The organism is Micromonospora sp. IBHARD004, from assembly GCF_052814115.1.
This window is the reverse complement of the sequence record NZ_CP199934.1, coordinates 1689651-1714400: the sequence shown is the minus strand read 5'-3', so window position 1 is coordinate 1714400 and position 24750 is coordinate 1689651. Positions and strand designations below refer to the sequence as shown.

General features: G+C 74.1%; 26 protein-coding genes. 8 read left to right on the top strand and 18 right to left on the bottom strand.

Annotation, left to right across the window (positions count from 1 at the left end; all coding sequences use genetic code 11):
• From dapA to ACTWO6_RS08505, 4 genes are all read right to left on the bottom strand, one after another.
• Entirely contained in the window at positions 1 to 927 is a 927-nt protein-coding gene (dapA, locus tag ACTWO6_RS08520) for a 4-hydroxy-tetrahydrodipicolinate synthase (RefSeq protein ID WP_446219108.1), read from the bottom strand.
• A gap of 53 nt (positions 928 to 980) precedes the next feature.
• The gene (gene thyX, locus ACTWO6_RS08515) at positions 981 to 1718 is read right to left on the bottom strand and encodes an FAD-dependent thymidylate synthase (protein WP_446220592.1); all 738 of its coding nucleotides are present in this window, start codon (positions 1716 to 1718) and stop codon (positions 981 to 983) included.
• A gap of 97 nt (positions 1719 to 1815) precedes the next feature.
• Positions 1816 to 2454: a DUF2752 domain-containing protein gene (locus ACTWO6_RS08510; protein WP_446219107.1), complete on the bottom strand. Its 639-nt coding sequence runs from the start codon at positions 2452 to 2454 to the stop codon at positions 1816 to 1818.
• Positions 2444 to 3673: a winged helix-turn-helix domain-containing protein gene (locus ACTWO6_RS08505; protein ID WP_446219106.1), complete on the bottom strand. Its 1230-nt coding sequence runs from the start codon at positions 3671 to 3673 to the stop codon at positions 2444 to 2446. Before ACTWO6_RS08505 ends, ACTWO6_RS08510 begins: the two co-directional genes overlap by 11 nt.
• A gap of 77 nt (positions 3674 to 3750) precedes the next feature.
• Between ACTWO6_RS08505 and ACTWO6_RS08500 the strand changes: the two genes are divergently transcribed.
• Positions 3751 to 4302: an N-acetyltransferase family protein gene (locus ACTWO6_RS08500; RefSeq protein ID WP_446219105.1), complete on the top strand. Its 552-nt coding sequence runs from the start codon at positions 3751 to 3753 to the stop codon at positions 4300 to 4302.
• Here the strand turns inward: ACTWO6_RS08500 and ACTWO6_RS08495 are convergent.
• Positions 4201 to 5538, bottom strand: coding sequence for a glycosyltransferase 87 family protein (locus tag ACTWO6_RS08495; protein WP_446219104.1), 1338 nt, complete (start codon positions 5536 to 5538; stop codon positions 4201 to 4203). The genes ACTWO6_RS08500 and ACTWO6_RS08495 overlap by 102 nt on opposite strands.
• 35 nt (positions 5539 to 5573) lie before the next feature.
• On the opposite strand from ACTWO6_RS08495, the gene ACTWO6_RS08490 reads away from it, so the two are divergent.
• The 5 genes from ACTWO6_RS08490 (at position 5574) to ACTWO6_RS08470 (ending at position 9882) form a co-directional block, all read left to right on the top strand.
• Complete coding sequence (locus ACTWO6_RS08490) at positions 5574 to 6155, top strand: N-acetyltransferase family protein (protein ID WP_446219103.1); 582 nt, start codon at positions 5574 to 5576, stop codon at positions 6153 to 6155.
• 58 nt (positions 6156 to 6213) lie between these two features.
• The gene (locus ACTWO6_RS08485; RefSeq protein WP_446219102.1) at positions 6214 to 7179 is read left to right on the top strand and encodes a sigma-70 family RNA polymerase sigma factor; all 966 of its coding nucleotides are present in this window, start codon (positions 6214 to 6216) and stop codon (positions 7177 to 7179) included.
• A gap of 67 nt (positions 7180 to 7246) precedes the next feature.
• Positions 7247 to 7543, top strand: a complete 297-nt coding sequence (locus ACTWO6_RS08480; protein ID WP_446219101.1) for a hypothetical protein — start codon at positions 7247 to 7249, stop codon at positions 7541 to 7543.
• 11 nt (positions 7544 to 7554) lie between these two features.
• Positions 7555 to 7935: a VOC family protein gene (locus ACTWO6_RS08475; RefSeq protein WP_446219100.1), complete on the top strand. Its 381-nt coding sequence runs from the start codon at positions 7555 to 7557 to the stop codon at positions 7933 to 7935.
• 192 nt (positions 7936 to 8127) lie between these two features.
• A complete protein-coding gene (locus ACTWO6_RS08470) occupies positions 8128 to 9882 on the top strand; it encodes an amylo-alpha-1,6-glucosidase (protein ID WP_446219099.1) in 1755 nt (584 codons plus the stop codon).
• On the opposite strand, the gene ACTWO6_RS08465 is transcribed toward ACTWO6_RS08470, so the two are convergent.
• The 9 genes from ACTWO6_RS08465 to truB form a co-directional block, all read right to left on the bottom strand.
• Positions 9821 to 10297 carry a GNAT family N-acetyltransferase gene (locus ACTWO6_RS08465; protein WP_446220591.1) on the bottom strand — a complete coding sequence of 159 codons (477 nt, stop codon included), beginning with the start codon at positions 10295 to 10297 and terminating at the stop codon, positions 9821 to 9823. The two genes, ACTWO6_RS08470 and ACTWO6_RS08465, sit on opposite strands and share 62 nt — an antisense overlap.
• 67 nt (positions 10298 to 10364) lie before the next feature.
• Positions 10365 to 11288: a helix-turn-helix domain-containing protein gene (locus ACTWO6_RS08460; RefSeq protein ID WP_446219098.1), complete on the bottom strand. Its 924-nt coding sequence runs from the start codon at positions 11286 to 11288 to the stop codon at positions 10365 to 10367.
• Positions 11289 to 11453: 165 nt separating this feature from the next.
• Positions 11454 to 12230 (bottom strand): 4-hydroxy-tetrahydrodipicolinate reductase, encoded by a 777-nt coding sequence (gene dapB, locus ACTWO6_RS08455; RefSeq protein ID WP_446219097.1) that lies wholly within the window; start codon positions 12228 to 12230, stop codon positions 11454 to 11456.
• Positions 12231 to 12381: 151 nt separating this feature from the next.
• Positions 12382 to 13752, bottom strand: a complete 1371-nt coding sequence (locus ACTWO6_RS08450) for a M16 family metallopeptidase (protein ID WP_446219096.1) — start codon at positions 13750 to 13752, stop codon at positions 12382 to 12384.
• A 187-nt stretch (positions 13753 to 13939) separates the two neighbouring features.
• Entirely contained in the window at positions 13940 to 16318 is a 2379-nt protein-coding gene (locus ACTWO6_RS08445) for a polyribonucleotide nucleotidyltransferase (protein WP_446219095.1), read from the bottom strand.
• 226 nt (positions 16319 to 16544) lie between these two features.
• Entirely contained in the window at positions 16545 to 16814 is a 270-nt protein-coding gene (gene rpsO, locus ACTWO6_RS08440) for a 30S ribosomal protein S15 (protein ID WP_319458938.1), read from the bottom strand.
• 194 nt (positions 16815 to 17008) lie between these two features.
• The gene (locus tag ACTWO6_RS08435) at positions 17009 to 17938 is read right to left on the bottom strand and encodes a bifunctional riboflavin kinase/FAD synthetase (RefSeq protein ID WP_446219094.1); all 930 of its coding nucleotides are present in this window, start codon (positions 17936 to 17938) and stop codon (positions 17009 to 17011) included.
• 20 nt (positions 17939 to 17958) lie between these two features.
• The gene (locus tag ACTWO6_RS08430) at positions 17959 to 18159 is read right to left on the bottom strand and encodes a helix-turn-helix domain-containing protein (protein WP_446219093.1); all 201 of its coding nucleotides are present in this window, start codon (positions 18157 to 18159) and stop codon (positions 17959 to 17961) included.
• Positions 18160 to 18467: 308 nt separating this feature from the next.
• The gene (gene truB, locus ACTWO6_RS08425; protein WP_446219092.1) at positions 18468 to 19352 is read right to left on the bottom strand and encodes a tRNA pseudouridine(55) synthase TruB; all 885 of its coding nucleotides are present in this window, start codon (positions 19350 to 19352) and stop codon (positions 18468 to 18470) included.
• A gap of 111 nt (positions 19353 to 19463) precedes the next feature.
• Between truB and ACTWO6_RS08420 the strand changes: the two genes are divergently transcribed.
• Together ACTWO6_RS08420 and ACTWO6_RS08415 are read left to right on the top strand one after the other, a co-directional pair.
• A complete protein-coding gene (locus ACTWO6_RS08420; RefSeq protein ID WP_446219091.1) occupies positions 19464 to 20474 on the top strand; it encodes a hypothetical protein in 1011 nt (336 codons plus the stop codon).
• Between the two features lie 109 nt (positions 20475 to 20583).
• The gene (locus ACTWO6_RS08415; RefSeq protein ID WP_446219090.1) at positions 20584 to 21606 is read left to right on the top strand and encodes a hypothetical protein; all 1023 of its coding nucleotides are present in this window, start codon (positions 20584 to 20586) and stop codon (positions 21604 to 21606) included.
• A gap of 23 nt (positions 21607 to 21629) precedes the next feature.
• On the opposite strand, the gene ACTWO6_RS08410 is transcribed toward ACTWO6_RS08415, so the two are convergent.
• The 4 genes from ACTWO6_RS08410 to ACTWO6_RS08395 form a co-directional block, all read right to left on the bottom strand.
• Positions 21630 to 22961 (bottom strand): MATE family efflux transporter, encoded by a 1332-nt coding sequence (locus ACTWO6_RS08410; RefSeq protein ID WP_446219089.1) that lies wholly within the window; start codon positions 22959 to 22961, stop codon positions 21630 to 21632.
• 172 nt (positions 22962 to 23133) lie between these two features.
• Entirely contained in the window at positions 23134 to 23646 is a 513-nt protein-coding gene (locus ACTWO6_RS08405) for an AAA family ATPase (protein WP_446219088.1), read from the bottom strand.
• A 465-nt stretch (positions 23647 to 24111) separates the two neighbouring features.
• Positions 24112 to 24321 carry a DUF6186 family protein gene (locus ACTWO6_RS08400; RefSeq protein ID WP_446220590.1) on the bottom strand — a complete coding sequence of 70 codons (210 nt, stop codon included), beginning with the start codon at positions 24319 to 24321 and terminating at the stop codon, positions 24112 to 24114.
• Entirely contained in the window at positions 24321 to 24728 is a 408-nt protein-coding gene (locus ACTWO6_RS08395; protein WP_130333041.1) for a hypothetical protein, read from the bottom strand. Before ACTWO6_RS08395 ends, ACTWO6_RS08400 begins: the two co-directional genes overlap by 1 nt.
• Positions 24729 to 24750: the final 22 nt, after the last annotated feature.

Genomic DNA, 24750 nt, shown 5'->3' with positions numbered 1-24750 from the left:
TCATTCGGGCAGTTCCAGGCCCGCCGCCGCGCAGTCCGCGCGCAGCTGGGCCAGTTCGTCGGCGGTGGCGTCCACCAGCGGCGGTCGTACCGGGCCGGCGGGCAGTCCCTTGGCCGCCAGGCCCGCCTTCACCAGGATCACGCCCTGGGTACGGAAGATGCCGGTGAACAGGGGCAGCAGTCGCCGGTGCAGGCTCAGCGCGGTCGCGGTATCCCCCGCGTCGTACGCCTCGATCAGCTGCTTGGCCAGCGCCCCGGTGAAGTGCGTCGAGGTGCCGACCAGGCCGACGCCGCCGACGGCGAGCCCGGGCAGGGTCAGCGAGTCCTCGCCGCTGTAGTAGGCCAGGTCGCAGCGGCTGAGCACCCAGGAGGTGGCGGTGAGGTCGCCCTTGGCGTCCTTGACCGCGACGATCCGGCCGTGCTCGGCCAGCCGCACCAGCGTCTCGGTGTCGATCGGCACCCCGGCGCGGTGCGGGATGTCGTAGAGCATGATCGGCAGCCCGGTGGCGTCGGCGACCGCGGTGAAGTGCCGCAGCAGGCCGCTCTGCGGCGGCTTGTTGTAGTACGGGGTGACCACCAGCAGCCCGTGCGCGCCGGCCTTCTCCGCCGACGCCGCCAGCTCGATGGTGTGCCGGGTGTCGTTGGTGCCGACCCCGGCGACGATCCTGGCCCGATCGCCGACGGCCTCCGCGACGGCGCGGATCAGGGCCTCCTTCTCCGCGTCGCTGGTGGTGGGCGACTCGCCGGTGGTGCCGTTGAGCACCAGCGCGTCGTTGCCCTGCTCGTCGACGAGGTGCTGCGCGAGGCGTACGGCGCCGTCGAGGTCGAGGGACCCGTCCGGGGTGAACGGGGTCACCATGGCCGTGAGCAGCCGCCCGAACGGGCGTGACGCGCCCCGGTCGGGGGCGGCAGGGTGGTCGTGCGTCATGTTCACAACCTAGCGGACGACCACCGGGGCCCCGGCGGGGAAGGGTTCAGGAGTCACTCGGAGTGCGGGCTGGCCGCCACCTCGGTGCCGTCCGGCAGCGTGGCGAGCACGAAGTCGGCGAAGACGTTCGGCGCGACGTCCTTGAGCTGCCGCAGGCACTCCACGGCCAGCTCGCGGATCTCCACGTCGGCGTGCTCGGTGGCGCGCATCTTGATGAAGTGCCGCCAGGCCCGGTAGTTGCCGGTGACCACGATCCGGGTCTCGGTGGCGTTGGGCAGCACCGCGCGGGCCGCCTGCCGGGCCTGCTTGCGGCGCAGCGTCGGGTTCGGCTCGTCGGCGAAGCGCTGCTCCAGGCCCTCCAGCAGCTCGGTGTACGCCCGGACGCTCGCCTCGGCGGCCTCGACGAACATCTTGTGCAGCTCCGGGTCGTCGGCGATCACCGCTGGCTCGACCATCGCGGCGTCCCGCTCCGGGACGTACCGCTGGGACAGTTGGGAGTACGAGAAGTGCCGGTGCCGGATCAGCTCGTGGGTGAACGAGCGGGACACGCCGCTGAAGTAGAAGCTCACCGAGCCGTGCTCCAGCACCGAGAGGTGCCCGACCTCCAGGATGTGCGCCAGGTAGCCGGCGTTGGTCGCGGTGGCCGGGTTCGGCTTCTTCCAGCTCTGGTAGCAGGCCCGACCGGCGAACTCGGCGAGCGCCTGCCCGCCCTCGGCGTCGGTCGACCACGGCACGTCGTCCGGGGCCTGGAACTGGGTCCACGCGATCAGTTTGACCTGGGGCTGCACCATCTCCGGCATTCCTGGGACTGTAGTGGCCGGATGCCCGGTGGCGAAACTTGGGCGCGCGGACGTGAAGGCGCCCACCATCAACGGCCCGGGGGGCCGGTCAGACGTAGAGCGCGGTGAAGGGGGCCCAGGGCAGGTTGCGCAGCACCGAGAAGGCGAGCCAGGCGGCCAGGAAGCCGCCGATCACCTTCGGGCTCAGCCGCAGCTCCGGCAGGCGCCAGCCGAACGCCTGGTTCCCCGCCCAGGAGACGAAGAGGTAGGCGAGGAAGGGCACCGAGAAGATGAAGAGGAGGTGGTGCCGGGCGGCGGCCGGGAGGTCGCCGTGCAGCGCGTACCAGAGGGCGCGGGTGCCGCCGCAGCCCGGGCAGTCCAGGCCGGTGGTGAGCTTGAGCAGGCAGGTCGGCCGGGCGTCCGGGTCGCTGTGGGTGGGGTCGCTGACCAGCGCGTACGCCATGCCCATGCCGACGCAGCCGAGCGCGGCCAGCGGCACCGCCCAGCGCGGGGCGCGCTCGTGCAGGCGGATCACCAGCCGGGTGAACCGGTCCGGCTCGACGGGCTGGTAGGCCACCGGCTGCGGCCCGCCGCCGGCCGGGACCTCGCCGGTGGGCCAGGCCGCCGGCCCGGGCTCCGCGTGCCCGGCGCCGGGGACCGCCGGGGCGGTCGGGGCGACACCGTCGGGGACCTGCTGGCCCGGCTGGGTGGCCGGCCGCTCGACGCTCGTCACGCGATCACCGTACACCGGCGACGCCCGCCAGCGCGGCGGCCAGCGGCACCGCGAGGTCCCCCGCCTCGGGCGGGGCCACCGCGTCCAGGCCGAGCCAGCCGGCCAGCCGGTAGAGCTCGGCGGCCAGGGCCACCGCGGTCTCGCCCGGGTCGGCCCCGGGCTCGACCCAGGCGGCCGGCACGAGCAGCACCCCCGCCCTCCGGTCGGCCTTCAGGTCGACCCGGGCGGTGAGCCGTTCCCCCTGCAGGAACGGCAGCACGTAGTAGCCGTGCACCCGCTGCGGGGCGGGCACGTAGATCTCGATCCGGTAGCTGAAGCCGAAGAGCCGCTCGGTGCGGGCCCGCTCCCAGACCAGTGGGTCGAAGGGGCTGACCAGCGTGTTGCCCCGCACCCACCGGGGCAGCCGGGCCTGCGCGTGCAGGTACGCCGGCTGCCGCCAGCCCTGCACCGTGACCGGCGTCAGCTCCCCCGCCTCGACCAGCTCGGCGACCGCCCGGCGGGCGCCGGCCAGCGGCAGCCGGAAGTAGTCGCGCAGCTCCGGCTCGGCGGCCACGCCCAACGACCGGGCGGCGACCGACACCAGGGCGCGCCAGGCGTCGGCGTCGCTCGGGGTGGGGGCGTCGAGCACGGCGGTCGGCAGCACCCGCTCGGGCAGGTCGTAGCGGCGGGCGAACGAGGTGGTGCGCTCGGCGGCGGTCACCTCACCGGCCCAGAACAGGAACTCCAGCGCCCGCTTCACCGCCGACCAGTTCCAGCCCCAGTTGCCGGTCTCCCGGGGCGCGTCGTGCTCGATCTCGGCGGCGGTCAGCGGCCCGCGGGCGGCCACCTCGTCGCGGACCCAGGCCACCAGCTCGGGCTGCTCCTGCGCGATCCGGCGCATGCCGCCCCAGGCGTCGTCCCGGGCCTTGGCCATCCGCCAGCGCAGCACCGGGTGCAGCCCGACCGGGACCAGCGACGCCTCGTGCCCCCAGTACTCGAAGAGGTCACGGGGGCGGCGGTAGGCGGCGGAGTCGAGCAGCGTGGTCGGGTACGGCCCGAGCCGGCTGTAGAGCGGCAGGTAGTGCGCGCGCTGCAGCACGTTGACCGAATCCATCTGGATCAGCCCGACCCGGTCGAGCACCCGGCGCAGGTGCCGGCGGGTGGGCGCGCCGCCGGGCGCCGGGTCGGCGAAGCCCTGGGCCGCGAGGGCGATGCGCCGGGCCTGGGCGAGCGAGAGCGATTCCGGTACAACCATCGTCGGGCACCCTAATCCACGGGTACGACGCCGCGCGGACGCTGGACCGATCGCCCGCGAGGGAATAGAACGGACGGATGCTCACCATTCGCCGGGAGGAGCCGGACGACGCCGAGGCGATCGCCCGGGTGCACGTGCGGAGCTGGCAGGCCGGCTACGCCGGGATCATGCCGGACGAGGTGCTGCGCCGGCTCAACCCGGCGGCCTGGGCGCAGCGCCGCCGGGACCTCGGCACCGCCGACCCGGAGCACCCGTTCACCACCCTGGTCACCGAGGTCGACGGCGCGGTCACCGGCTTCGCCACCTTCGGGCCGTACCGCAACGACCAGGACCGGGCCGACCTCGATCCGGCGTACGGGGAGATCCTGGGCATGTACGTGGAGCCGGCGCGCTGGGGCGGCGGGACCGGCCGGGAGCTGCTGGCCGCGGCCCGCGCCGGGCTGGCCGAGCGGGGCTGGACCGAGTACCGGCTCTGGGTGCTGGCGGACAACGTGCGGGCCCGACACTTCTACGAGCGGGCCGGGCTGTCACCCGACGGGGTGGAGTCCGTCTACCCGGTGCCGCTCTCCGGCGGCCGCGACCCCCACGGGCTGGTCGAGCTGCGGTACACCGCCCGGCTCGCCGACTGACCCGGCGGGCCCCGGCTCCCCGAGGGACCCGACCGGCCCCGGCGCCCGGCCCGGCCCGCCGTCGGCCGGCACGGCCCAGCGGCGGATCGGCAGGCCGAGCAGCAGCGCCAGGCTGATCCAGACGTAGGTGTTGCTGCCGAGGAAGCCGTCCACCCCGGTGAAGTCCTTCTCCCAGGCCCAGACGATCCGGCTGATCAGGAAGCCGTACCCGATGATCGCGGCGGCCAGCAGGACGCGGCGCCGGCGGCCACGCGCGGGCGCCGCCATGGCGTTGTCCACCAGCAGGATCAGTCCGGGGATCAGCCAGACCAGGTGGTGCACCCAGGTCACCGGGCTGACCAGGCACATCATCGCGCCGGTCAGCGCCAGGCCGGTGGCCTCGTCGCCCGCGGCCACCGCGGCCCGGGACCGCCAGGCCCAGACGGCGAGGGTGGCGAGCACCAGCGCCAGCCAGGCCACCGTGCTCGGCTGCTCCGGATCGAGGCGGGCGACCATCCCGCGGAGCGACTGGTTGGAGACGAACGCCAGCTCACCGACCCGGCCGGTGTTCCACAGCGCCTCGGTCCAGAACTCCCGCGAGGCGTCCGGGAAGAGCGCGGCGGCGAGCAGGGTCGCCCCGGTCGCGGCGGCCATCGCGGTGAACGCGGCCCGCCAGCGCCGGGTGACCAGCAGGTAGACGATGAAGACGCCCGGGGTCAGCTTGATCGCGGTGGCGAGACCGATGCCCACCCCGGCCCACCGGTTGCCGGCTGGCAGCAGCCGCAGCAGGTCCACCGCCACCAGGAAGAGCAGCAGCGTGTTGACCTGCCCGAAGTTGACCGTCTCGCGCATCGGCTCGAACGCGGCGGCCAGGCAGAGCGCCACCGCGAGGGCGAACCAGCGGGTCCAGCCGGCCCGGCGGGCGATCGGGTCGACCAGCCACCAGATGAGCGCCGCGCTGGTCACCGCGCTGGCGACCACGCTCACCGTGATCGCCGCCGGCCAGGGCAGGTACGCCATCGGCAGCATGACCAGCGCGGCGAACGGCGGATAGGTGAAGCCGTACTGGGTGCCGACCTTGAGGAAGTCGTAGATCTCCCCGCCGTCGTGCACCCAGAACGTCAGCGCGCCGTAGTAGACCTTCAGGTCGAAGAAGCCGTGCCGCACGGCCGCGACGGAGAGGAAGGCGGCCACCGCGGCGGCGAGCACCACCACGCCGGCGGCCTGCCCGTAGGTCCGCCTGGCACCCTGCGCCACCGTCGCCTCCCTCGCCCTGCGTAGGCTCTCGTGCCATGGCTCTCGGGTACGTCCGCCCGGCGCGTCCCGAGGACGCCGGCGAGATCGCACGCATTCAGCTCGCGACCTGGCGGGTCGCGTACCGCCGGATCCTGCCCCGGCACGTGCTCGACAACCTGGACGAGGCGTACCTCGCCCGGCGGTGGAGCGCGGCGGTGCAGGAGCCGCCCTCGGGCGCGCACCGCGTGCTGGTCGCCGTCGAACAGGCCGAGCAATCGTATCTGGTGGGTTTCGCCGCATCCGGTCCGGCCGACGCGGAGGCGCTCGCCCCCGGCGAGCCGGCCGACGCGCTCGCCGACGGCGTGGTGGCGGTGACCGACCTGCTGATCGAGCCGCGCTGGGGTCGGCGCGGGCACGGCAGCCGGCTGCTCTCCGCCGCCGTGGACCGCTGGCGGGAGGATGGCTTCACCCGGGCGGTGGCCTGGGCGTTCGACGGGGACGAGGCGACCCGGAAGTTCCTCACCTCGACCGGCTGGGAGCCGGACGGCGCGGCCCGGGCACTGGACGTCGACGACATGCTGGTCCCCCAGCTCCGCCTGCACGTCGCGGTCCCGACCGAGCCGGCCACCGAGGCCTGACCGCCCCGCCGCGCGTCGGCGGTACGCGCTGTCGGAGGGCCGGCCTACGGTGGGCTCCATGACCACGGCGACCGCGAGGACGGCCACCGACCTGGAGGGGTTCCGGGTCGAGCTGACCGGCTACGCGTACCGGATGCTCGGCTCCCCGTTCGACGCGGAGGACGCCGTACAGGAGACCCTGCTGCGGGCCTGGCGCGGCCTCGACCGCTTCGACGGCCGGTCCAGCCTGCGCACCTGGCTCTACCGGATCGTCACCAACGTCTGCCTCGACCAGCTCCGCGGCCGCGGGCGGCGAGCCCTGCCGATGGACCTCGGCGCCCCGTCGGCGCCGGTGGCGGCGTCGCTCGGCGCGCCCGGGCCGGTCGGCGACTGGTTGGAACCGATCCCGGACGCGGCGGTGCTGCCCGGGGATCCGGCGGAGCTGGCGGTGGCCCGCGAGTCGGTCCGGCTGGCGTTCGTGGCCGCGCTGCAGCACCTGCCGCCCCGGCAGCGCGCGGTGCTGATCCTGCGGGACGTGCTGCGCTGGCACGCCGACGAGGTCGCCGGGCTGCTCGACGCCAGCGTGCCGGCGGTCAACAGCGCCCTGCAGCGGGCCCGGGCGACGCTGGCCGACGTCGGCGAGGCGGGCCGACCCACCGGGGCCGACCTCGACGACGAGCACCGCGACCTGCTCGACCGGTACGTCGACACCTTCGCCCGGTACGACATCGACGCCCTGGTCGCGCTGCTGCGGGAGGACGCGGTGCACAGCATGCCGCCGTACCCGATGTGGCTGCGCGGGGCGGCCGACATCGGGCGGTGGATGGTCGGGCCGGGCGCCGGCTGCCGCGGTTCCCGGCTGGTGCCGGTGCCGGCCAACGGCGGCACCGCGCTCGCCCAGTACCGCCCCGACCCGGCCGGCGGCCACCAGGCGTTCTCGATCCAGCTGCTGGAGTTCTCCGGCGACCGGATCACGCGGCTCACCCACTTCCTCCAGCCGCGGCTCTTCCCCCGCTTCGGGCTGCCGCTCCGCCTCGATCCCTGAGCCCCCCGGCGATGAGTTCCGGCCCGCCGGGTCGTCCACCCCTGGTACGCCATGACAAGGGAGTGAGATGACCGCGGACACCACGGCGACCACGCCGCTGACCGGGGCCGGTCGACGCGAGTGGACCGGCCTGGCGGTGCTGGCCCTGCTGCTGATCGGGGCGAGCGCCTTCGCCGTGGTCTCGGTGGCCGCCGCGTACGCGCCGAACCCGCCGCTGCTGATCGTCGCGCGGGCGCTGCCCGGCGTCGCCGCACGGCTGGCGTCCGGTGCCGGCGGTCGATCCGGCCGTACGCGTCGAGGGAGCGGCCAGCCGACGGCAAGGAGCCGACTCGTTGACCCCGGGGAACACCAGGCACGACCGTAGAGGAGAGAACCATGTTCAAGGACACGAAGGCGTTCAGCAGCTTCTCGGTGGACGACGCCGACCGGGCCCGGCAGTTCTACGCCGACACGCTCGGCCTGCGCGTGTCCCGTGACGACGCGATGGGCGGCCTGCTGACGCTGCACCTGGCCGGGGACCGGGAGGTCCTGGTCTACCCGAAGGGCGATCACGTCGCGGCCACCTACACCGTCCTCAACTTCCAGGTGGACGACATCGACCGCGCGGTGGACGAGCTGACGGGGCGAGGCGTACGACTCGAGCGGTACGACGGCATGCCGCAGGACGACAAGGGGATCATGCGGGACAACGGGCCGTCGATCGCGTGGTTCACCGACCCGGCCGGCAACGTGCTGTCGGTCATCGAGCAGAAGTGAACTCCGGTGGGCGGTTTCCGGGCGACCGGGAACCGCCCACCGGTCGGGTCAGCCCTTGTCGGCGCCCTCGTTGGCGCCCCGGACGAAGTACCGCTGGAAGATCACGAAGAGCACCGCCACCGGGATGGTGGCCAGCAGCGCGGCGCCCAGCTTGAGGGGATACTGCGTGCCCTTGCCGGCGAGGCGGCCCGGGTGGACGCCACCGGTGAGCGGACCACCGCGCCCCGGCTGAGCTGGCCCGTCGACCTCGCCCCCGGCGCGACGGTGACCCTGCGCTGGCGGCTCACGGTCGAGGACCCGCACGCCGTGGTGGCCGCCCCCGCCGGCCCGCCGAGCTGGTCCGATCCCGAGGTACGCGCCGACGACCGCCGCCTCACCCGGCTCCTCGACAGGTCGCTGGCCGACCTGCGCGGGCTGCGGCTGGCCGACCCCGCCCGCCCGGCGGACGTCTTCCTCGGCGCCGGCGTGCCCTGGTTCCTCACCCTGTTCGGCCGGGACAGCCTCTGGGCCGCCCGGATGATGCTGCCGCTCGGCACCGAACTGGCCGCCGGCACGCTGCGGGTCCTCGCGCGCCGGCAGGGCACCCGGGTCGACCCGGCCACCGGCGAGGCCCCCGGCAAGATCCTGCACGAGCTGCGCCGGCACGAGTTCGCCACGTTCGACGGGGGGCTGCGGCTGCCGCCGGCCTACTACGGCACCGTCGACGCGACCATGCTCTGGATCAGCCTGCTGCACGACGCCTGGCGCTGGGGGCTCGGCACCGACCAGGTCGAGCCGCTGCTGCCGCACCTGGAGGCCGCGCTGGGCTGGCTCGCCGACCACGCCGACGCCGACGGCGACGGCCTGGTCGAGTACGTCGACACCACCGGCCACGGCCTGTCCAACCAGGGCTGGAAGGACTCCGGCGACGCGGTCCGGTTCCGCGACGGCCGGCTCGCGCAGGCGCCCATCGTGCTGGCCGAGGTGCAGGGGTACGCGTACCGGGCGGCGGTGGACGCGGCGGCCCTGCTCGACGCGTTCGACCGGCCGGGCGCCGACCGCTGGCGCGGGTACGCCGACCGGCTGGCCGAGAAGTTCCGGGCCACCTTCTGGGTGGACGGCCCGCACGGCCCCCAGCCGGCCCTCGCGCTGGACCGGGACAAGCGCCCGGTCGACTCGCTGACCAGCAACATCGGCCACCTGCTCGGTACCGGGCTGCTGTCGGCGGACGAGTCGGCGCAGGTGGCGGCGCTGCTCACCACCGACGCGCTGGCCGGCGGCTTCGGGCTGCGGACCATGTCCACCGACGACGCCGGCTTCAGCCCGCTGTCGTACCACTGCGGGTCGATCTGGACGCACGACACCGCGATCGTCCTCGCCGGGCTGGCCCGGGCCGGCTTCGCCGACGCCGCGCTCCGGCTGGCCGAGGGGCTGCTCACCGCCGCCGAGGCGTTCGACTACCGGCTGCCCGAGCTGTACGGCGGGGACGACCGCGCAATGGTCGGCCGCCCGGTGCCGTACCCGGCGGCCTGCCGGCCCCAGGCCTGGTCGGCGGCGGCCACGGTCATGCTCGTCCAGGCCGGTGTCGGGCTCTACCCCGACGTGCCCGCCGGCCGGGTGACGGTACGGCCGCTGGCCGGCCCGGAGCTGGGCGCGCTCACGGTCGACCGGTTCCGCGTCGCCGGCGCCCCGATCGACGTCCACGTCGACCGCTCCGGCCACCCGACGGTCACCGGCCTCCGGCCGGCCTCACGCTCGACACGACCCCCCGCTCAACCCCGACCATCCCCACCCCCCGCCCCGCCCCGGCCCGCACCTCCCCCACTTCCCGCTGACCACCGCCCCACGCCGTCGATGATGAAGTTGCCGCCACCCGCCCCGGCGGGTCACGGCGACAACTTCATGATCACGAGGGCTGGGAGAGTTCGGCGACGAGTTCGTCGTCCTCCATCCCGCCGGTGGGGGTGAAGCCCAGGGAGGTGTAGAGGCGGGCGGCGGGGACGTTCTCCGGGTGGTACGACAGCCGCACGACGCTGCCGCCGTCCTGGGCGGACAACCAGTCGGCGAGGGTGCGGACGGCCGCCCGCCCCACGCCCCGGTCCTGCTCCGCGGCGTCGATCACCATGCCGCCGATCCAGCGGGAGCCGTCGTCGTCCACGCCCCACATGGCGTGCCCGACCACCGTCTCGTCGGCGACCACGGCCAGCGAGGTCCAGACGTCCGAGCGCATGGTCAACACCAGGTACCGGGCGGCCAGGGCCGGCACCCAGCCGCGCTGGTCGTCGCGGGGCGCGACGTCGGCGACGGCCCGCCAGTTCCCGTCGTCCACCGGCCGCAGGGTGACGTGCCGGCCGGCCCGGTCGCGCAGCCCAGAATCGATCATCACCGGGGAAGCCTAGGCGGTGGCCCGCCCGCCGGCGACCGCTTTCGGCCGCCGCCGCCGGCCGGGTTCAGCCGGCCCGGGCGTCCAGGTACGGCCGGGGGTCGCCCGCGCCCAGGTCGGTGACGCCCGCGGTGTGCAGCGCGCCGATGGCGAGCGTACGGCGGACGGCCGCGAACGTGATCACGTGGCCGACGATGCCGCCGAGGGTGTGGGTGGTCGGCGGTGTGCAGGTGGTGTCGACGAACGTGTCGGCGAGGGTGCCGGCGGCCAGCGTCTGCGCGACGAAGGCCCGGTAGTCCCGGCCGGCCACCGCGTGCCGGGCCGCCAGGCCCCCGATCGACCGGTCGCTCTCGTCGGGCCAGGCGCCGCCACGCAGCGCCGACAGCCAGTGCTCCTCCTGGGTGACCATCGCGTTGATCAACGAGCGGAGGGTGGGCCGGTCGTCGATGGTCTCCACCGAGACGGTGACGGGCCGGTCGAGGGTCTCCTCGTCCAGCCGGGCCGCGCGGTCGATGATCGCGGTCAGGGTCTCGACGTGGTGGTCGACCAGGTGCTGCAGCACGTTCATCGGAGTCTCCTGGTGCGCTGCCGGCAGCCGCAGGCCGCCGGGGGGTTGGAAGTGGACGCCGCTCGGGCAGGGCAACTCCAGCTCGCGGAAGGTGAGCGGCGGATGCCGTCGCACGGCCGTGGGAGTCGCCCCGTACGAGCGGAGGAAGGCGCGGGTGAACGCCTCGTGCGAGCCGTACCCGGCCTCGACCGCGATGTCCAGGATGGTGCGGTCACCGGTGGTGAGCCGGTGGGCCGCCCGCTCGAGCAGCAGGCGGCGCCGCAGGGCGCCGGGGGGTTCCCCGGTCGCCGCGGCGACCAGCCGGTCGAAGTGGAAGCGGGAGAGGTGGGCACGAGCGGCGAGATCGGCCGGGCTGATCGCCGGGTCGTCGAGACCGGTCTGCACCCAGTCGAGGATGCTGGTCAGCCCGTCCGTCGTGGTCATGGCTCCAGCGTGCACCGTGGACCGGGTGTTGTGCTTGATCGCCGTTGCGCACCCGCCGGCGGTCGCGCCCGACAGGCGCCATGCCGGCCCGCCTGCCGCCGACCAGGCCGAGCGGCGGCAGGGCGGTAGCCGGGCGGCGGGCGGTCGCGGCCGGGCGGCGCGGCGTCAGTCGTCGAGCAGGGCGTCCAGGCCGACGGTCAGGCCCGGGCGGTGGCGCACCGCGCGGACTGCCAGCAGCACACCGGGCATGAAGGAGGCGCGGTCGTACGAGTCGTGCCGGATGGTCAGCGTCTCCCCGGTGGTGCCGAAGAGCACCTCCTGGTGGGCGACCAGCCCGGTGGCCCGGACCGCGTGGACGCGAATCCCGTCGATCTCGGCGCCGCGCGCGCCCGGCACCTCGTCCTTGGTGGCGTCCGGCACGGGACCGAGGCCGGCCTCGGCGCGGGCCGCCGCGATCCGCCGCGCGGTGTGCGTCGCCGTGCCGCTCGGGGCGTCCAGCTTGCGCGGGTGGTGCTGCTCGATGATCTCGACCGACTCGAAGTGCCGGGCCGCGCGGGCGGCGAACTGCATCATCAGCACCGCGCCGATGCCGAAGTTGGGGGCGATCACCACGCCCACGCCGGGCTTGCGCTCCAGCCAGCCGCGCACCCGCTCCAGTCGCTGCTCGGTGAAGCCGGTGGTGCCCACCACGACGTTGATGCCCTGGTCGATACACCAGTGCAGGTTGTCCATGACGGCGTCCGGGGTGGTGAAGTCGACGACCACCTCGGCGCCCGCGTCGGAGGCGTTGAACAGCCAGTCGCCCTGGTCGATCATCGCCACCAGGTCCATGTCGGGGGCCGCGTCGACCGCCTTGCAGACCTCCATGCCCATCCGGCCGCGGGCACCCAGCACACCGACCCGGATCGGCTCGGTCGGGCTTTTCTCCTGCTCGTCAGTCACGGGGCACAACCTATCCCAATCGGGACGGCGTCACCCGCCGGGACCAGCCACCGGCCAGGGTCCACCTCCGGTCTGCGCCACGTCGTGGCCGCTGGCGCGGCGGTGACCGCGAGCTGCCGCAACCCACGCCGGGTCACCGGCGGGGCGGGGCTCAGGCGGTGAAGTCGTTCTCGCCGAACGGGCCGACCACGGCGAGCGACATCGGCCGGGCGAGCAGCTCGGCGGCGAGGGCGTTCACGTCGTCCAGGGTGACCGCGTCGACCCGGGCGAGCAGCTCGTCCACCGGCATCAGGTCGCCGTAGAGCAGCTCCCCCTTGGCCAGCCGGCTCATCCGCGAGCCGGTGTCCTCCAGGCCCAGCACGAAGGAGCCCTTCGACATGCCCTTGCCCCGGGCCAGCTCGTCGGCGGTGATCCCGTCGGCGGCCACCCGGGCCAGCTCCGCCCGGGTCAGCTCCAGCACCTCGTCCACCTTGCCCGGCGCACAGCCGGCGTAGACCGCGAAGAGGCCGCTGTCGGCGTACTGGCTGGCGTAGGAGTAGACCGAGTAGGCCAGGCCGCGCCGCTCCCGGATCTCCTGGAACAGCCGGCTGGACATCCCGCCGCCGAGGACGTTGTTCAGCACGCCGAGGGCGAAGCGCCGCTCGTCGATGCGGTCGATGCCGGGGCAGCCGAGGATGACGTGCGCCTGCTCGGTCTCCTTCGGCTCGACCAGGGTGGCGGCCGGCCTGGTGCGTACCGACGGGGTGGCCGGGCGGTGCGGGGCCGGCTCCGCCGGGTCGCCCTCCAGCGGCGTGCCGCGCAGGGCCTGGCGGACCAGCTTGACCACGGTGGCGTGGTCGAGGTTGCCGGCGGCGGCGATGACGATCTGCGGCGGGGTGTAGCGGCGCCGGTAGAAGCTCTGGATCTGCCGGCGGGTCATCGGGGTGACCGTCTCCTCGGTGCCGGAGATCAGCCGGCCGAGGGGGTGGTCGCCGTAGACGGCCCGGGCGAACAGGTCGTGCACCTCGTCGCCGGGCTCGTCGTCGTGCATGGCGATCTCTTCGAGGATGACGCCCCGCTCGGTCTCCACGTCGGCCGGTTCCAGCAGCGAGTCGGCCACCGCGTCGCACATCACGTCGATGGCGAGCGGCAGATCCTCGTCGAGCACCCGCGCGTAGTAGCAGGTGTACTCCTTGGTGGTGAAGGCGTTGGTCTCGCCGCCCACCGCCTCGATCTCGGAGGAGATCTCCAGCGCGGTCCGCTTCTTCGTGCCCTTGAAGAGCAGGTGCTCCAGGAAGTGTGCGGCACCGCCCTGCGGCCCGGTCTCGTCGCGGGACCCGACCGCCACCCAGATGCCGAAGGAGACGCTGCGCATCGCCGGGATCGCCTCGGTCAGCACGCGCAGACCGCTGGGGAGCACGGTACGGCGTACCGTGCCACCCAGCGGGTCGTCACTCAGCGTGCGGGTGACCGCTCGGGCCGACCCACCGGCGCGCCCGGGCTGCGACACGGTGACGTGCCGGACGGCGTCGGACGGCGCCACCCCCCGTCGACCCGCAGGAAAAGACGAACGCTGGGCCCGACTCACGGAAACCTGCTCTCACTTCGACGAGGGGTGGGTGGTGCGGTGTCACGGCGACGGCTCCAGGTCGCGGCGCGGCGCCAGACGCGCCGAGCTGGAGTCGTCGAAGGCCGGGTGGGGACCACGTCCCCACCCGGCCGGTCACTGCTCAGCTGTGCCGGGTGCGGCGGCGCGGACGCTCGCCGCCCTCGCCACCCTCGCCGCCACCCTCGCCGCGCTCGCCACGCTCCGGGCCACGGCTGCCGCGCTCGCGGTCCCGGTCGCCGCGGTCGCGCGGACCCCGGTCGCCGCGGTCCCGGCCGGCCGGACGGTCGCCCTCGGCGGCCCCGCCGGCGGCCGGCGCCTCGGCGCCCTCCGGGCGGACCTTGTCCAGGTAGATCTTGCCGCGGGCGTCGATGTCCGCGATCTCCACCTCTACCCGGTCGCCGACGTTGAGGAAGTCCTCGACCTTCTCGACCCGCTTGCCGTCGCCCACCTTGGAGATGTGCAGCAGGCCGTCACGGCCCGGCAGCAGCGAGATGAAGGCGCCGAACGCGGCGGTCTTCACCACGGTGCCGAGGAACCGGTCGCCGAGCTTCGGCAGCGTCGGGTTGGCGATCGCGTTGATCCGCTCGACCGCGGCCTGGGCCGACGGGCCGTTGGTCGCGCCGACGTAGATCGTGCCGTCGTCCTCGATGGAGATCTCGGCGCCGGTCTCGTCCTGGATGGCGTTGATGGTCTGGCCCTTCGGGCCGATCACCATGCCGATCTTGTCGACCGGGATCTTGACGGTGGTGACCCGCGGCGCGTAGTCCGACATCTCGGCCGGCGCCTCGATCGCCCGCTGCATCACGTCGAGGATGGTCTGCCGGGCCTCGTGCGCCTGCTGGAGCGCGGCGGCCAGCACGTCCGACGGGATGCCGTCGAGCTTGGTGTCGAGCTGCAGCGCGGTGACGAAGTCCCGGGTGCCGGCGACCTTGAAGTCCATGTCGCCGAACGCGTCCTCGGCGCCGAGAATGTCGGTCAGCGTCACGTACTGGGTCTTGCCCTCGACCTCGTCGGAGATGAGGCCCATGGCGATGCCGGCGACCGGCGCCTTCAGCGGCACACCGGCCGACAGCAGGCCCAGCGTCGAGGCGCAGACCGAACCCATCGAGGTGGAGCCGTTGGAGCCGAGCGCCTCGGAGACCTGCCGGATGGCGTACGGGAACTCCTCGCGCGACGGCAGCACCGGGATCAGCGCCCGCTCGGCGAGGGCGCCGTGGCCGATCTCGCGCCGCTTCGGCGAACCGACCCGACCGGTCTCACCGGTCGAGTACGGCGGGAAGTTGTAGTTGTGCATGTAGCGCTTGGACTTCTCCGGGGAGAGGGTGTCCAGCGTCTGCTCCATGCGCAGCATGTTCAGCGTGGTGACGCCCAGGATCTGGGTCTCGCCCCGCTCGAACAGCGCCGAGCCGTGCACCCGCGGCAGCACGCCGACCTCGGCGGTCAGCGGACGGATGTCGCGCGGGCCGCGGCCGTCGATGCGGACCTGCTCGCGCAGCACCCGGCTGCGGACCTCGGACTTGGTCAGCGACCGGAAGGCGGCGTTGAGCTCCTTCTCCCGACCCTCGAAGCGCGGGCCGAGCTCCTCCTGCACGCGGGCCTTGATGGTGTCCAGGGCCTCCTCGCGGACCGCCTTGCCGGCGATCTGAAGGGCCTCGGCGACGTCGGCGCGGGCCAGGTCGGCCACCGCCTGGTACGCGTCGTCCTGGTAGTCCAGGAAGACCGGGAACTCGGCGACCGGCTTGGCGGAAACCTCGGCCAGCTCGCTCTGCGCCCGGCACAGCTCACGGATGGCCGGCTTGGCGGCCTCCAGGCCGCTGGCGACGACCTCCTCGGTCGGGGCGGGGGCGCCGCCGGCGACCAGCGCCACGGTGTGGTCGGTGGCCTCGGCCTCGACCATCATGATCGCGACGTCGCCGTCCGGCAGGGTGCGGCCGGCCACCACCATGTCGAAGGTGGCCCGGGCCAGCTCCTCGTGGGTCGGGAAGGCGACCCACTGGCCGTCGATGTGCGCCATCCGGGTGGCCCCGATCGGGCCGGAGAACGGCAGGCCGGAGAGCTTGGTCGACATCGAGGCGGCGTTGATCGCCACGACGTCGTACGGGTGCTGCGGGTCGAGCGCGAGGATGGTCTCGACGACCTGGACCTCGTTGCGCAGGCCCTTGACGAACGACGGGCGCAGCGGCCGGTCGATCAGCCGGCAGGTGAGGATCGCGTCCTCGCTGGGACGGCCCTCGCGGCGGAAGAACGAACCGGGGATCCGGCCCGCGGCGTACATCCGCTCCTCGACGTCGACGGTCAGCGGGAAGAAGTCGAACTGCTCCTTCGGCTGCTTGCCGGCGGTGGTGGCGGAGAGGACCACCGTCTCGCCCAGCTGGGCGACGACGGACCCGGCGGCCTGGCGGGCCAGCCGGCCGGTGGAGAAGGTGATCTCACGGGTGCCGAAGGACCCGTTGTCGATCACGGCGGTGCGGGATTCGGTGCCGAGGTTGGTCTCGGTCATGTGCTGTAGTGCTCCTTCGCTTCGTGGGTCCCACGACACTGAGGAGCTGCTCAGACGGCCGGTCTTCGATCGAAGCGCCCGGGTGGCCGGCACGATGCCGGGATTCCCGGGGGCCACTACCGGAGACCGGTACGCTGACCGGCTCCCTGTCGGGTGGTCGCGCGGGCCCTGTTCTTCTGTTGGTACCGGAACGGGGGAGCGGCCGAGTGGCCACTCCCCCGTCACGTCATCGGCGCAGGCCGAGCCGCTCGATGAGCGACCGGTAGCGGTTGATGTCCTTCTTCTGGACGTAGTTGAGCAGCCGACGGCGACGGCCGACCAGCAGCAGCAGCCCACGGCGGCTGTGGTGGTCGTGCTTGTGCACCTTCAGGTGCTCGGTGAGCTCGGCGATCCGCTTGGTGAGGACCGCGACCTGCACCTCCGGCGAACCGGTGTCGCCCTCGGCGGTCGCGTACTCCGAGCGGATCTTGGCCCTGGCTTCCTGGTCGAGCGCCATGTTCTCCCTGTTTCGATGGGTTGATCACTGATGTCCGTCGTCGGGGTCCGGAGCACCGGAGACGGACGAACCTCGCACCCGCGGCGTCGTGCAGGCACGCGAGGCCCCACGTCGGTCAGCCGACGTCCCCGCCAGCCTACCAGCCCGAGGCGGTGCCGCCCGGCGAAGGGCTGCGCGGCGGGGTGGCGGGACGCTCAGCCGAGGGCGCGGCGGGTCCGCTCCACGTCCTCGGCGATCTGGGCGACCAGCGGCCCGATCGCGGCGTACGTCCGCTGTTCGCGCAGGTGCGCGACGAAGTCCAGGGCCAGCCGCTCGCCGTACAGGTCGCCGCTGAAGTCCAGCGCGTACGCCTCCACCCGGCGCTCCCGGCCGGAGAAGGTCGGGTTGGTGCCGATCGAGACCGCCGCCGCGAGCGGCTCGCGCTGCCCCCGGCGCACCAGCCGGGCGGCGTACACCCCGTCGGCGGGGATGGCGGCGTACCGGTGGCAGAGCAGGTTGGCGGTGGGGTAACCCAGCTCACGCCCGCGCTGGTCGCCGCGGACCACCACGCCCTCCACCCGGTGCGGGCGGCCCAGCGCGCCGGCCGCCGCCACCACGTCGCCCGCGTCGACGCAGGAGCGGATGTACGTGGAGGAGAAGACGGTGCCCGCCTCGGCGATCAGCGGGGCGTCCTCCACCCCGAAGCCGAAGGTCCGGCCGAGCCGCTCCAGCAGGGCCACGTCACCGGCGGCCCGGTGCCCGAACCGGAAGTTGGCGCCGACCACGACCAGCGCGGCGTGCAGGTGCTCGACCAGGATGTCGTGCACGAACTCCTCGGCCGACAGCCGGGAGAAGTCCGGGGTGAACGGCACCACGCAGAGCACGTCGACGCCGAGCGCCTCGATCAGCTCCGCCTTGCGGGCCGGCTCGGTCAGCACGGCGGGGTGCGAGCCGGGGCGGACCACCTCCGCCGGGTGCGGGTCGAAAGTCACCACCACCGACTTGACGCCCAGCTCGCGGGCGCGCGCCACGGCGTGGCCGATGGTCGCCTGGTGCCCCTTGTGCACGCCGTCGAAGACGCCGATGGTGACGACCGACCGCCCCCAACCACCGGGCGCCGCCTCGTACCCCCGCCACCGCTGCATGCCGCTCCTCCCGTTGCAAGTCATGATGCGTATGTGAGCCCCGTGAGGTCCACTTCGCCGATACCGTAAGACCGTTCGGCGGTCCGCTGGTCCATGACCGTCTTCACCCGGGCCAACGACCAGTTGTAGGCCACCCGCGCCGCCCCCGCATGTGCGAGCACAGCTCGCTCCTGCACCGCAGTCAGGTCCAGGGCGTACCGGTACGCCTGCATGGTCTTCATCACGCCGGATTGGCTTCCGCGGCCCGGCAGGCCCGTTCAGCCGCCCCCCACCATGCGGCCAGAGCGGAGAACTGCTGCCCCTTGGGATTGAATCGCTTCCCGGCATCAGGGCGGTCCGCCCTAGGGCGGGTTCGGTGAGCCGGATCGGCCAGGAAGAGTCGCCCCACCCGGCGGGCCGGGACCGGGGCAGCGGGCTCTCCCGAGGCCACCGGTACGCGCTCACGTGATGCACACCTTCCCGCTCAACTCACCGCTCAAGTTCAATGAGGCATTCATAACGCACCACCCCCCCCGACCCGCACCGGTCGTCAGGCGGGGGCGAGCACGATCTCCGCGCGGGCCCGCCCGTCCCGCTCGCTGACGATAGCGATCAGGCCGCCGTCCGGACCGAAGACGGCGTACGGCCCGGTGATGCCGGCCGGGTCCAGCGGCCCGCCGTGGGACAGGATCCTCGCCTCGTCCGGGGTGGCGTCCCGGCGTGGGAAGTACCGGTCCGCCGCCGCGTCGAGCGGCAGGTTGACCACCTCCGGCGCGCGCTGCTCCAACTCGTCGAGGGTGGCCGCCTCGGCCAGGGTGAAGTCGCCCACCGCGGTCCGCCGCAGCGCCGTCAGGTGGCCACCGACCCCCAGCGCCAGGCCCGCGTCCCGGGCGATGGCCCGGATGTACGTCCCGGACGAGCAGGTCACGTCCACGTCCACGTCCACCACGTCAGTCTGGTCCCGGCCGATCGAGCGGACGTCCAGCCGGGAGATGGTGACCCGGCGGGCCGGCAGCTCGACACTCTCCCCCTCGCGGACCCGCTTGTACGCCCGCTGGCCGTTGATCTTGATAGCGCTGACCGCGCTCGGCACCTGGTCGATCTCCCCGGTCAGCGCGGCGAGTGCGGCGCGCACCGCCTCGTCGGTCACCGTGCCGGCCGGCGTCGTGGCGATCACGTCGCCCTCGGCGTCGTCGGTGATCGTGGACTGGCCGAGCCGGATCGTCGCGGTGTAGCTCTTGCCGGCGCCGATCACGTAGGTGAGCAGCCGGGTGGCCCGACCGACCCCGATCACCAGCACGCCGGTGGCCATCGGGTCGAGCGTGCCCCCGTGCCCCACCCGGCGGGTCCGCGCCAGCCGCCGGATCCGCGCCACCACGTCGTGCGACGTCATGCCGCCGGGCTTGTCGACCACGATCAGTCCGTCTGTGCTCACGACCGTCAAGCCTGCCAGAGCAGGATCCCGACGCCCGCGGGGGATACCACTCCGGCCGATCGGGTGTAAAGATCATCCGCCCCCCGCCCCGCCTGCCCCGGGATCCCGCCGATGACCAGTGACGACCCCACCCACGAACCCCCGTCCCGCCCCGACCGACCCCGCGCCGACCCGGCGGGGTTCCCCGACTGGCTGCACCAGCTCGAGAAGGAGCTCCGGGTCAGCCGGTCGGTGCGGCTGCGGATCTGGTGTCGCCGACGCGCCGGCCGGCTGCTCGCCGGGGTCGGCGCGCTGCTGGCGCTCGCCCTCCTCACCACCGTCGGCACCGTCGGCTACGGGTACGCCCGGCGGCCGGCCCCGAAGGCGTACCCCACGATCAGCCAGCCGCCCGGGGTCTCCGCCACCAGCACGGCGTCCCCGCCACCGGCGGCCGGGCCGTTCGACGGCACCCCGGCCGCGGCGTTCCCGGCGGGGGCGGCCGGGATCACGCTGCCCCCGGCGAAGCGGACCGGCGACTTCACCGCCAAGCAGGTGTCGGACGGGCTGGCGAAGGTCCGCGCCGCCCTGGTCACCGCCCGGCTGGACCGGACGTTCATGACGGCGAAGGACCCGGACCGACTGGTCCGGCAGCTCGCCCCGGACGTCCAGGCCCGCGTCCGCAAGGATTTCGCCTCCGGCGCGTTCGCCAACTACGCGACCCGGCTCGCGCCGGGCGCCCGGCTGGCCCCCGAGCAGCCCCGGGTCAAGGGGCGGATCACCTACCGGGCGACCAGGAGCCCGCACGGCGTCCGGGTGCTGGAGGTGACCACCAACTTCGTCTGGGCGTACGCCTTCCGCCCCGCCCGGGTCGTCCCCGGCGACGGGGTGGTCGTGGTGCACGACACCCTGGTGTGGGAGCTGCCGTACCCCGGCGACGTCCGGTCCCGGGCCGACGGTCTCTGGCTCGCCGACATGCGGTCCTACGGCGCGAACGTGGACTGCGCCGCGTTCGACAAGGGACTGCTGAACATCGGCGAGGCGAGCGACCCGGAGCCGGTCGTCACCACCACCGCTGACCCCGACTCCCTGTACGACCCGGACCGCTCTCTGGACATTCCGGACAGCTGCGGGCTGCCCGACTGACCCGGGCCCGGTGTCGAGCCCTCCGGGACGCACCGCGCCAAAGGGGCAGCACGGCGGGCGGGGTCCATGCGAAGATCACCCGCCCCGTCCCCGCGCCCCTGGAACAGACATGACCGACGACCCGTCCACCCCCGAGCCGAAGCGCCGCCTCGACCAGCTCTTCGCCGCCGCCGACGAGCCGGTCCGCATCCCCGACTGGATGCGCCAGCCGGAGCAGGAGCACGACCTGACCCGCGCCGAACGGCTCCGCCTCAGCTGGGAGCGGCACAGCGGCAAGCTGCTCGGTGCCGTGGCCGCCGTGGTGGCCCTCGGTCTCGTCGTGTTCCTCGGGACCGCCGGGTACGGCTTCGTGCAGAAGGTCCACCACGGCGAGCGGGTGCTGCCCGTGCGGACCCGACCGGGGGTCCAGCCCCGTCCGACCGACGCCAGCGGCAACACGCTGGGAGTATTCGTCGACACCCCGGCGGAGCGGTTCGCCGAGGGCGAGGCAGGGATCACCCTGCCGGCCGCCCGGAAGACCGGGCCGTTCAGCCAGAAGCAGGTCGCCGACGCGCTGGCGAAGGCACGAATGGCGCTGGTCGAGGGCCGGCTCCGGCGCCCCATGCTCCTGGACGACCCGGAGCCGTTCCTCGCCCTGCTCGCCCCGGACGCCCGGACGACGGTCCGCGACGACCTGGCCGAGGGGGCCAACCTCGGTTACGCCACCCGGATCGCGCCCCGGACCGACCCGGCGTGGGTACCCGAGGACGGCATCCGGGTCCAGGGCACGATCGAATACGCCGCCACCACCGACCGGGACGGCATCCGGGTGCTGGCCATCACCACCCGGTTCTTCTGGGTCTACTCGTTCGACCTGTTCCAGGCGCAGAAGTACCCGCCGGGCGCCGAGCTGATCACCCTGCGCGACCAGGTGGTCTGGCACCTGCCCCACCCCGACGACGTCCGGGCCGGCTCGCGGGGGCTGTGGATCGACGCGGCCGACGTCACGGTGCTCAACTCCACCTGCGAGGCGATGCAGCAGGGCTTCCTCGCGCTGGAGCACGACCAGCCGCTGGAGCGGCGGACGGCGCCCGCGCCGACCGGCGACATCTACGACGACAGCTGGCGCGCCGGCGACGGCGAGGACTGCTGACCGTCCGGCTGGGCGGCGGTCGGTCAGCGGACCGCGCCGACCACCGCCCAGCCGCCGGAGCGCAGCCGCAGCAGCAGCGCGGCCAGCCGGAGCACCACGAAGAGCGTCAGTCCGGCCCAGATCCCGCCGAGGCCGAGGCCGAGCCCGTAGGCGAGCCAGATCGCCGGCAGGAACCCGCCCAGCGCCGCCACGATGGTGAGGTTGCGCAGGTAGCGGACGTCTCCCGCGCCGATCAGCACGCCGTCGAGGGCGAAGACCACCCCGCCGATCGGCTGCAACGCCACGAACCACGGCCAGGCCACCATGGCCTGCTCGCGTACCTGCGGATCGGAGCTGAACCAGGACGGCACGACGCCGGCCCCGGCGGCGATCAGCACCGCGAAGGCGACGCCGCAGGCGCCGCCGAGCAGCGCGATCCGGCGCGCGAGGGCGCGGGCGCCGGCCGCGTCGCCGGCGCCGAGCGCGGCGCCGATCAGCGCCTGGGCGGCGATGGCGAGCGCGTCCAGCACCAGGGCGGTGAAGAACCAGAGCTGGAGGGCGATCTGGTGGGCGCCGACGGCGGCGGCGCCGAACCGGGCGGCGACGGCGGTGGCGGAGAGGAAGCTCGCCTGGAAGGCGACGCCCCGGATCAGCAGGTCCCGGCTGAGCACGAGCTGCTGCCGGATCAGTCGCGGCCGGGGCCGCAGGGAGACGCGCTCGCGCATCAGCGCCGCCGCGAAGAGGCCGCCGGAGACGGTCTGCGCGGCGGCGTTCGCCATCGCCGAGCCGGCCAGGCCGAGCCCGGCGGGGTAGACCAGCAGCGGGCAGAGCAGCGCGGAGAGCAGGTTGGGGGCGAGCACGAAGAGCAGCGGTCGCCGGGTGTCCTGGATGCCGCGCAGCCAGCCGTTGCCGGCGGCGGCGAGCAGCAGTCCGGGCGCGCCCAGGGCCGCGATCCGCAGCCACTGCGCGGCCGCGTCGGCCACGGCGCCCGCGTCGCCGACGAGGGCACGCGCCAACGCCCCGCCGCCGACCTGCATGGCGAGCGCCACCAGCACCCCGACGGCGAGGGCGAGCCAGGACGACTGCACGCCCTCGGCCACCGCGGCGGCCCGGTCGCCCGACCCGAACCGCCGGGCCGACCGTCCGGTGGTGCCGTACGCGACGACGGTGCCCAGCCAGGCGGTCAGGGTCATCACCGTGCCGCCGACGGCGAGCGCGGCGAGCGGAACCCGGCCCAGGTGCCCGACCACCGCCGTGTCGACCAGGACGTAGAGCGGCTCGGCGGCGAGCACCACGAGCGCCGGCAGGGCGAGCGCCGCGATCCGCCGCGGCGAGGCGGCACGGGACGCGGCGGCGTTGGCAACGGTCTGACTCATCGCCGCCGATCCTGGCACGCCTCCCGTAACGGCCACAACCCCCCAGCACCACTTACCCAGCCCCCCTCCCCACAGCCCCCCGGTGATCATGAGGTTGTTGTCACGACACGGCGGTGCGGACGACGACAACTTCATGATCAGCACCCGATGGGGGCGCGAGGGGTGGGTGGGGTCAGGGTTGGGGGAGGGTGGTGAGCCAGTGGTGGAGGTCGGCGCGGGTGCGGAGGCGGACCACCGGCAGGGCGGGGGCGGTCGACGCGACCGCGGCGAGGACCCGTGGCCGGGAGCGACAGGGGTAGCGCCAGACGTGGCGGAGGAACTCCAGGTCGATCCGCTCGGGGCAGCCGTCGGGGAGGTCGGGGCGGGGTGCGGTGCGGTGGGCCCAGCGGCGGCGGAGCACCCGGGCGAGGCAGCGCAGCCGGGGCGGATCGCAGAGCACCAGCAGGTCGGCGCGGGGCAGGCGGAGGTCGAGCGTGCCGCCGTAGTTGCCGTCCATCACCCAGGCCGGGCGGGCGGCGAGCGCGGCGACCTCGGCCCGGAAGCGGGCGTCGTCGGAGGCGACCCAGCCGGGTCGCCAGTAGTGCCGGTCGAGGTGGATCAGCGGGAGGTCGAGCCGGCGGGCGACCTCGCGGGCGAGGGTGCTCTTGCCGGCGCCCGCGCTGCCGACGATGAGGATGCGGCGCACCGGGCGACGGTAGCGCCGGGGGGCCCGCGGTGGGCCCCGGGGCGGCGGTGACGCTGGCGACGCAGTGACGTCGGCGGCGTCACCGCCCGACGGCGGACGTCACTGACGGGTGTCCATCGAGGTCTGCAGCGCGCGGCGCATCTGCTCGCGGGCCTCGTCGGTGGTCTCGGGCTGCGGCTTGCGGGTGGGCTTGGTGGCCATCGGGAGATCCCTTCCAGGGTGCGGACCACCACGGCACGGTGGCCCTACGGGCGGTCGTGCTGAGCGCCCGGCAGCGGTCCGGGATCACCGGAGCGGCTCGCCTGGCAGCGTGAGCCCGGGTCGGTCTGACCCTGGAGGGAGGCGGCACCTGGTGTGGCGCCACCGCCCACGACCTGCGTCGCGGCGCGGCGCCGGTCCTTACCCAAGCTATCGTTCAGGTCCACATGCTGCCCAGTGTTCCCGACATTTGGACAGGCGGCGGGTTCACCGGGCCAGGAAGTGCCAACCCAGCCACCACCAGAAGCCGAAGAGGCCGATCCGCCCGACCGGCACCGGGCCGACCTCGTACCGCATCACGAACGCGCAGACGTCGCCGAGCGACGGGACGCGGGAACCCTCCCGCCGGGACGCCCACTCCACCGCCACGAAGAGCAGCACCGCGGTCAGGAAGCCACCGATCGCCAGCGCGCGCATCATCGCCGCACCAGTCCCCAGAACGCGGCCAGCCAGGCGAACCAGGCCGTGGAGCGGACCAGATGGTCCTCCAGCAGCGGATCCGCCAGCCGGGAGAAGGTGGGGAACTCGTCGCCCACCGAGAGCACGAACGTGGCCCCCTCCAGGACCCCGAAGACGGTCACCGGCAGCAGCCACCAGACCGCGCCCGGGGCCAGCCGGCGGGGGGCGGGCCGCCGGGGCACCCGGTTGTTCAGCCCGAGCCAGATCAGCGCCCCGCCGGTGCCCAGGGTGTAGAGGTTGGCCTGCGCGGAGAAGGACGGCAGCTGCCCACCGACCAGGGAGAGGCAGATCAGCATCGGTACGGAGACGACGGGACGGTCCCAGGCTCGGGGTGCCTCGGCGGTGAGCTCTCGGGGGTGATCCATCACCCGATTGTCCCCACCGTCA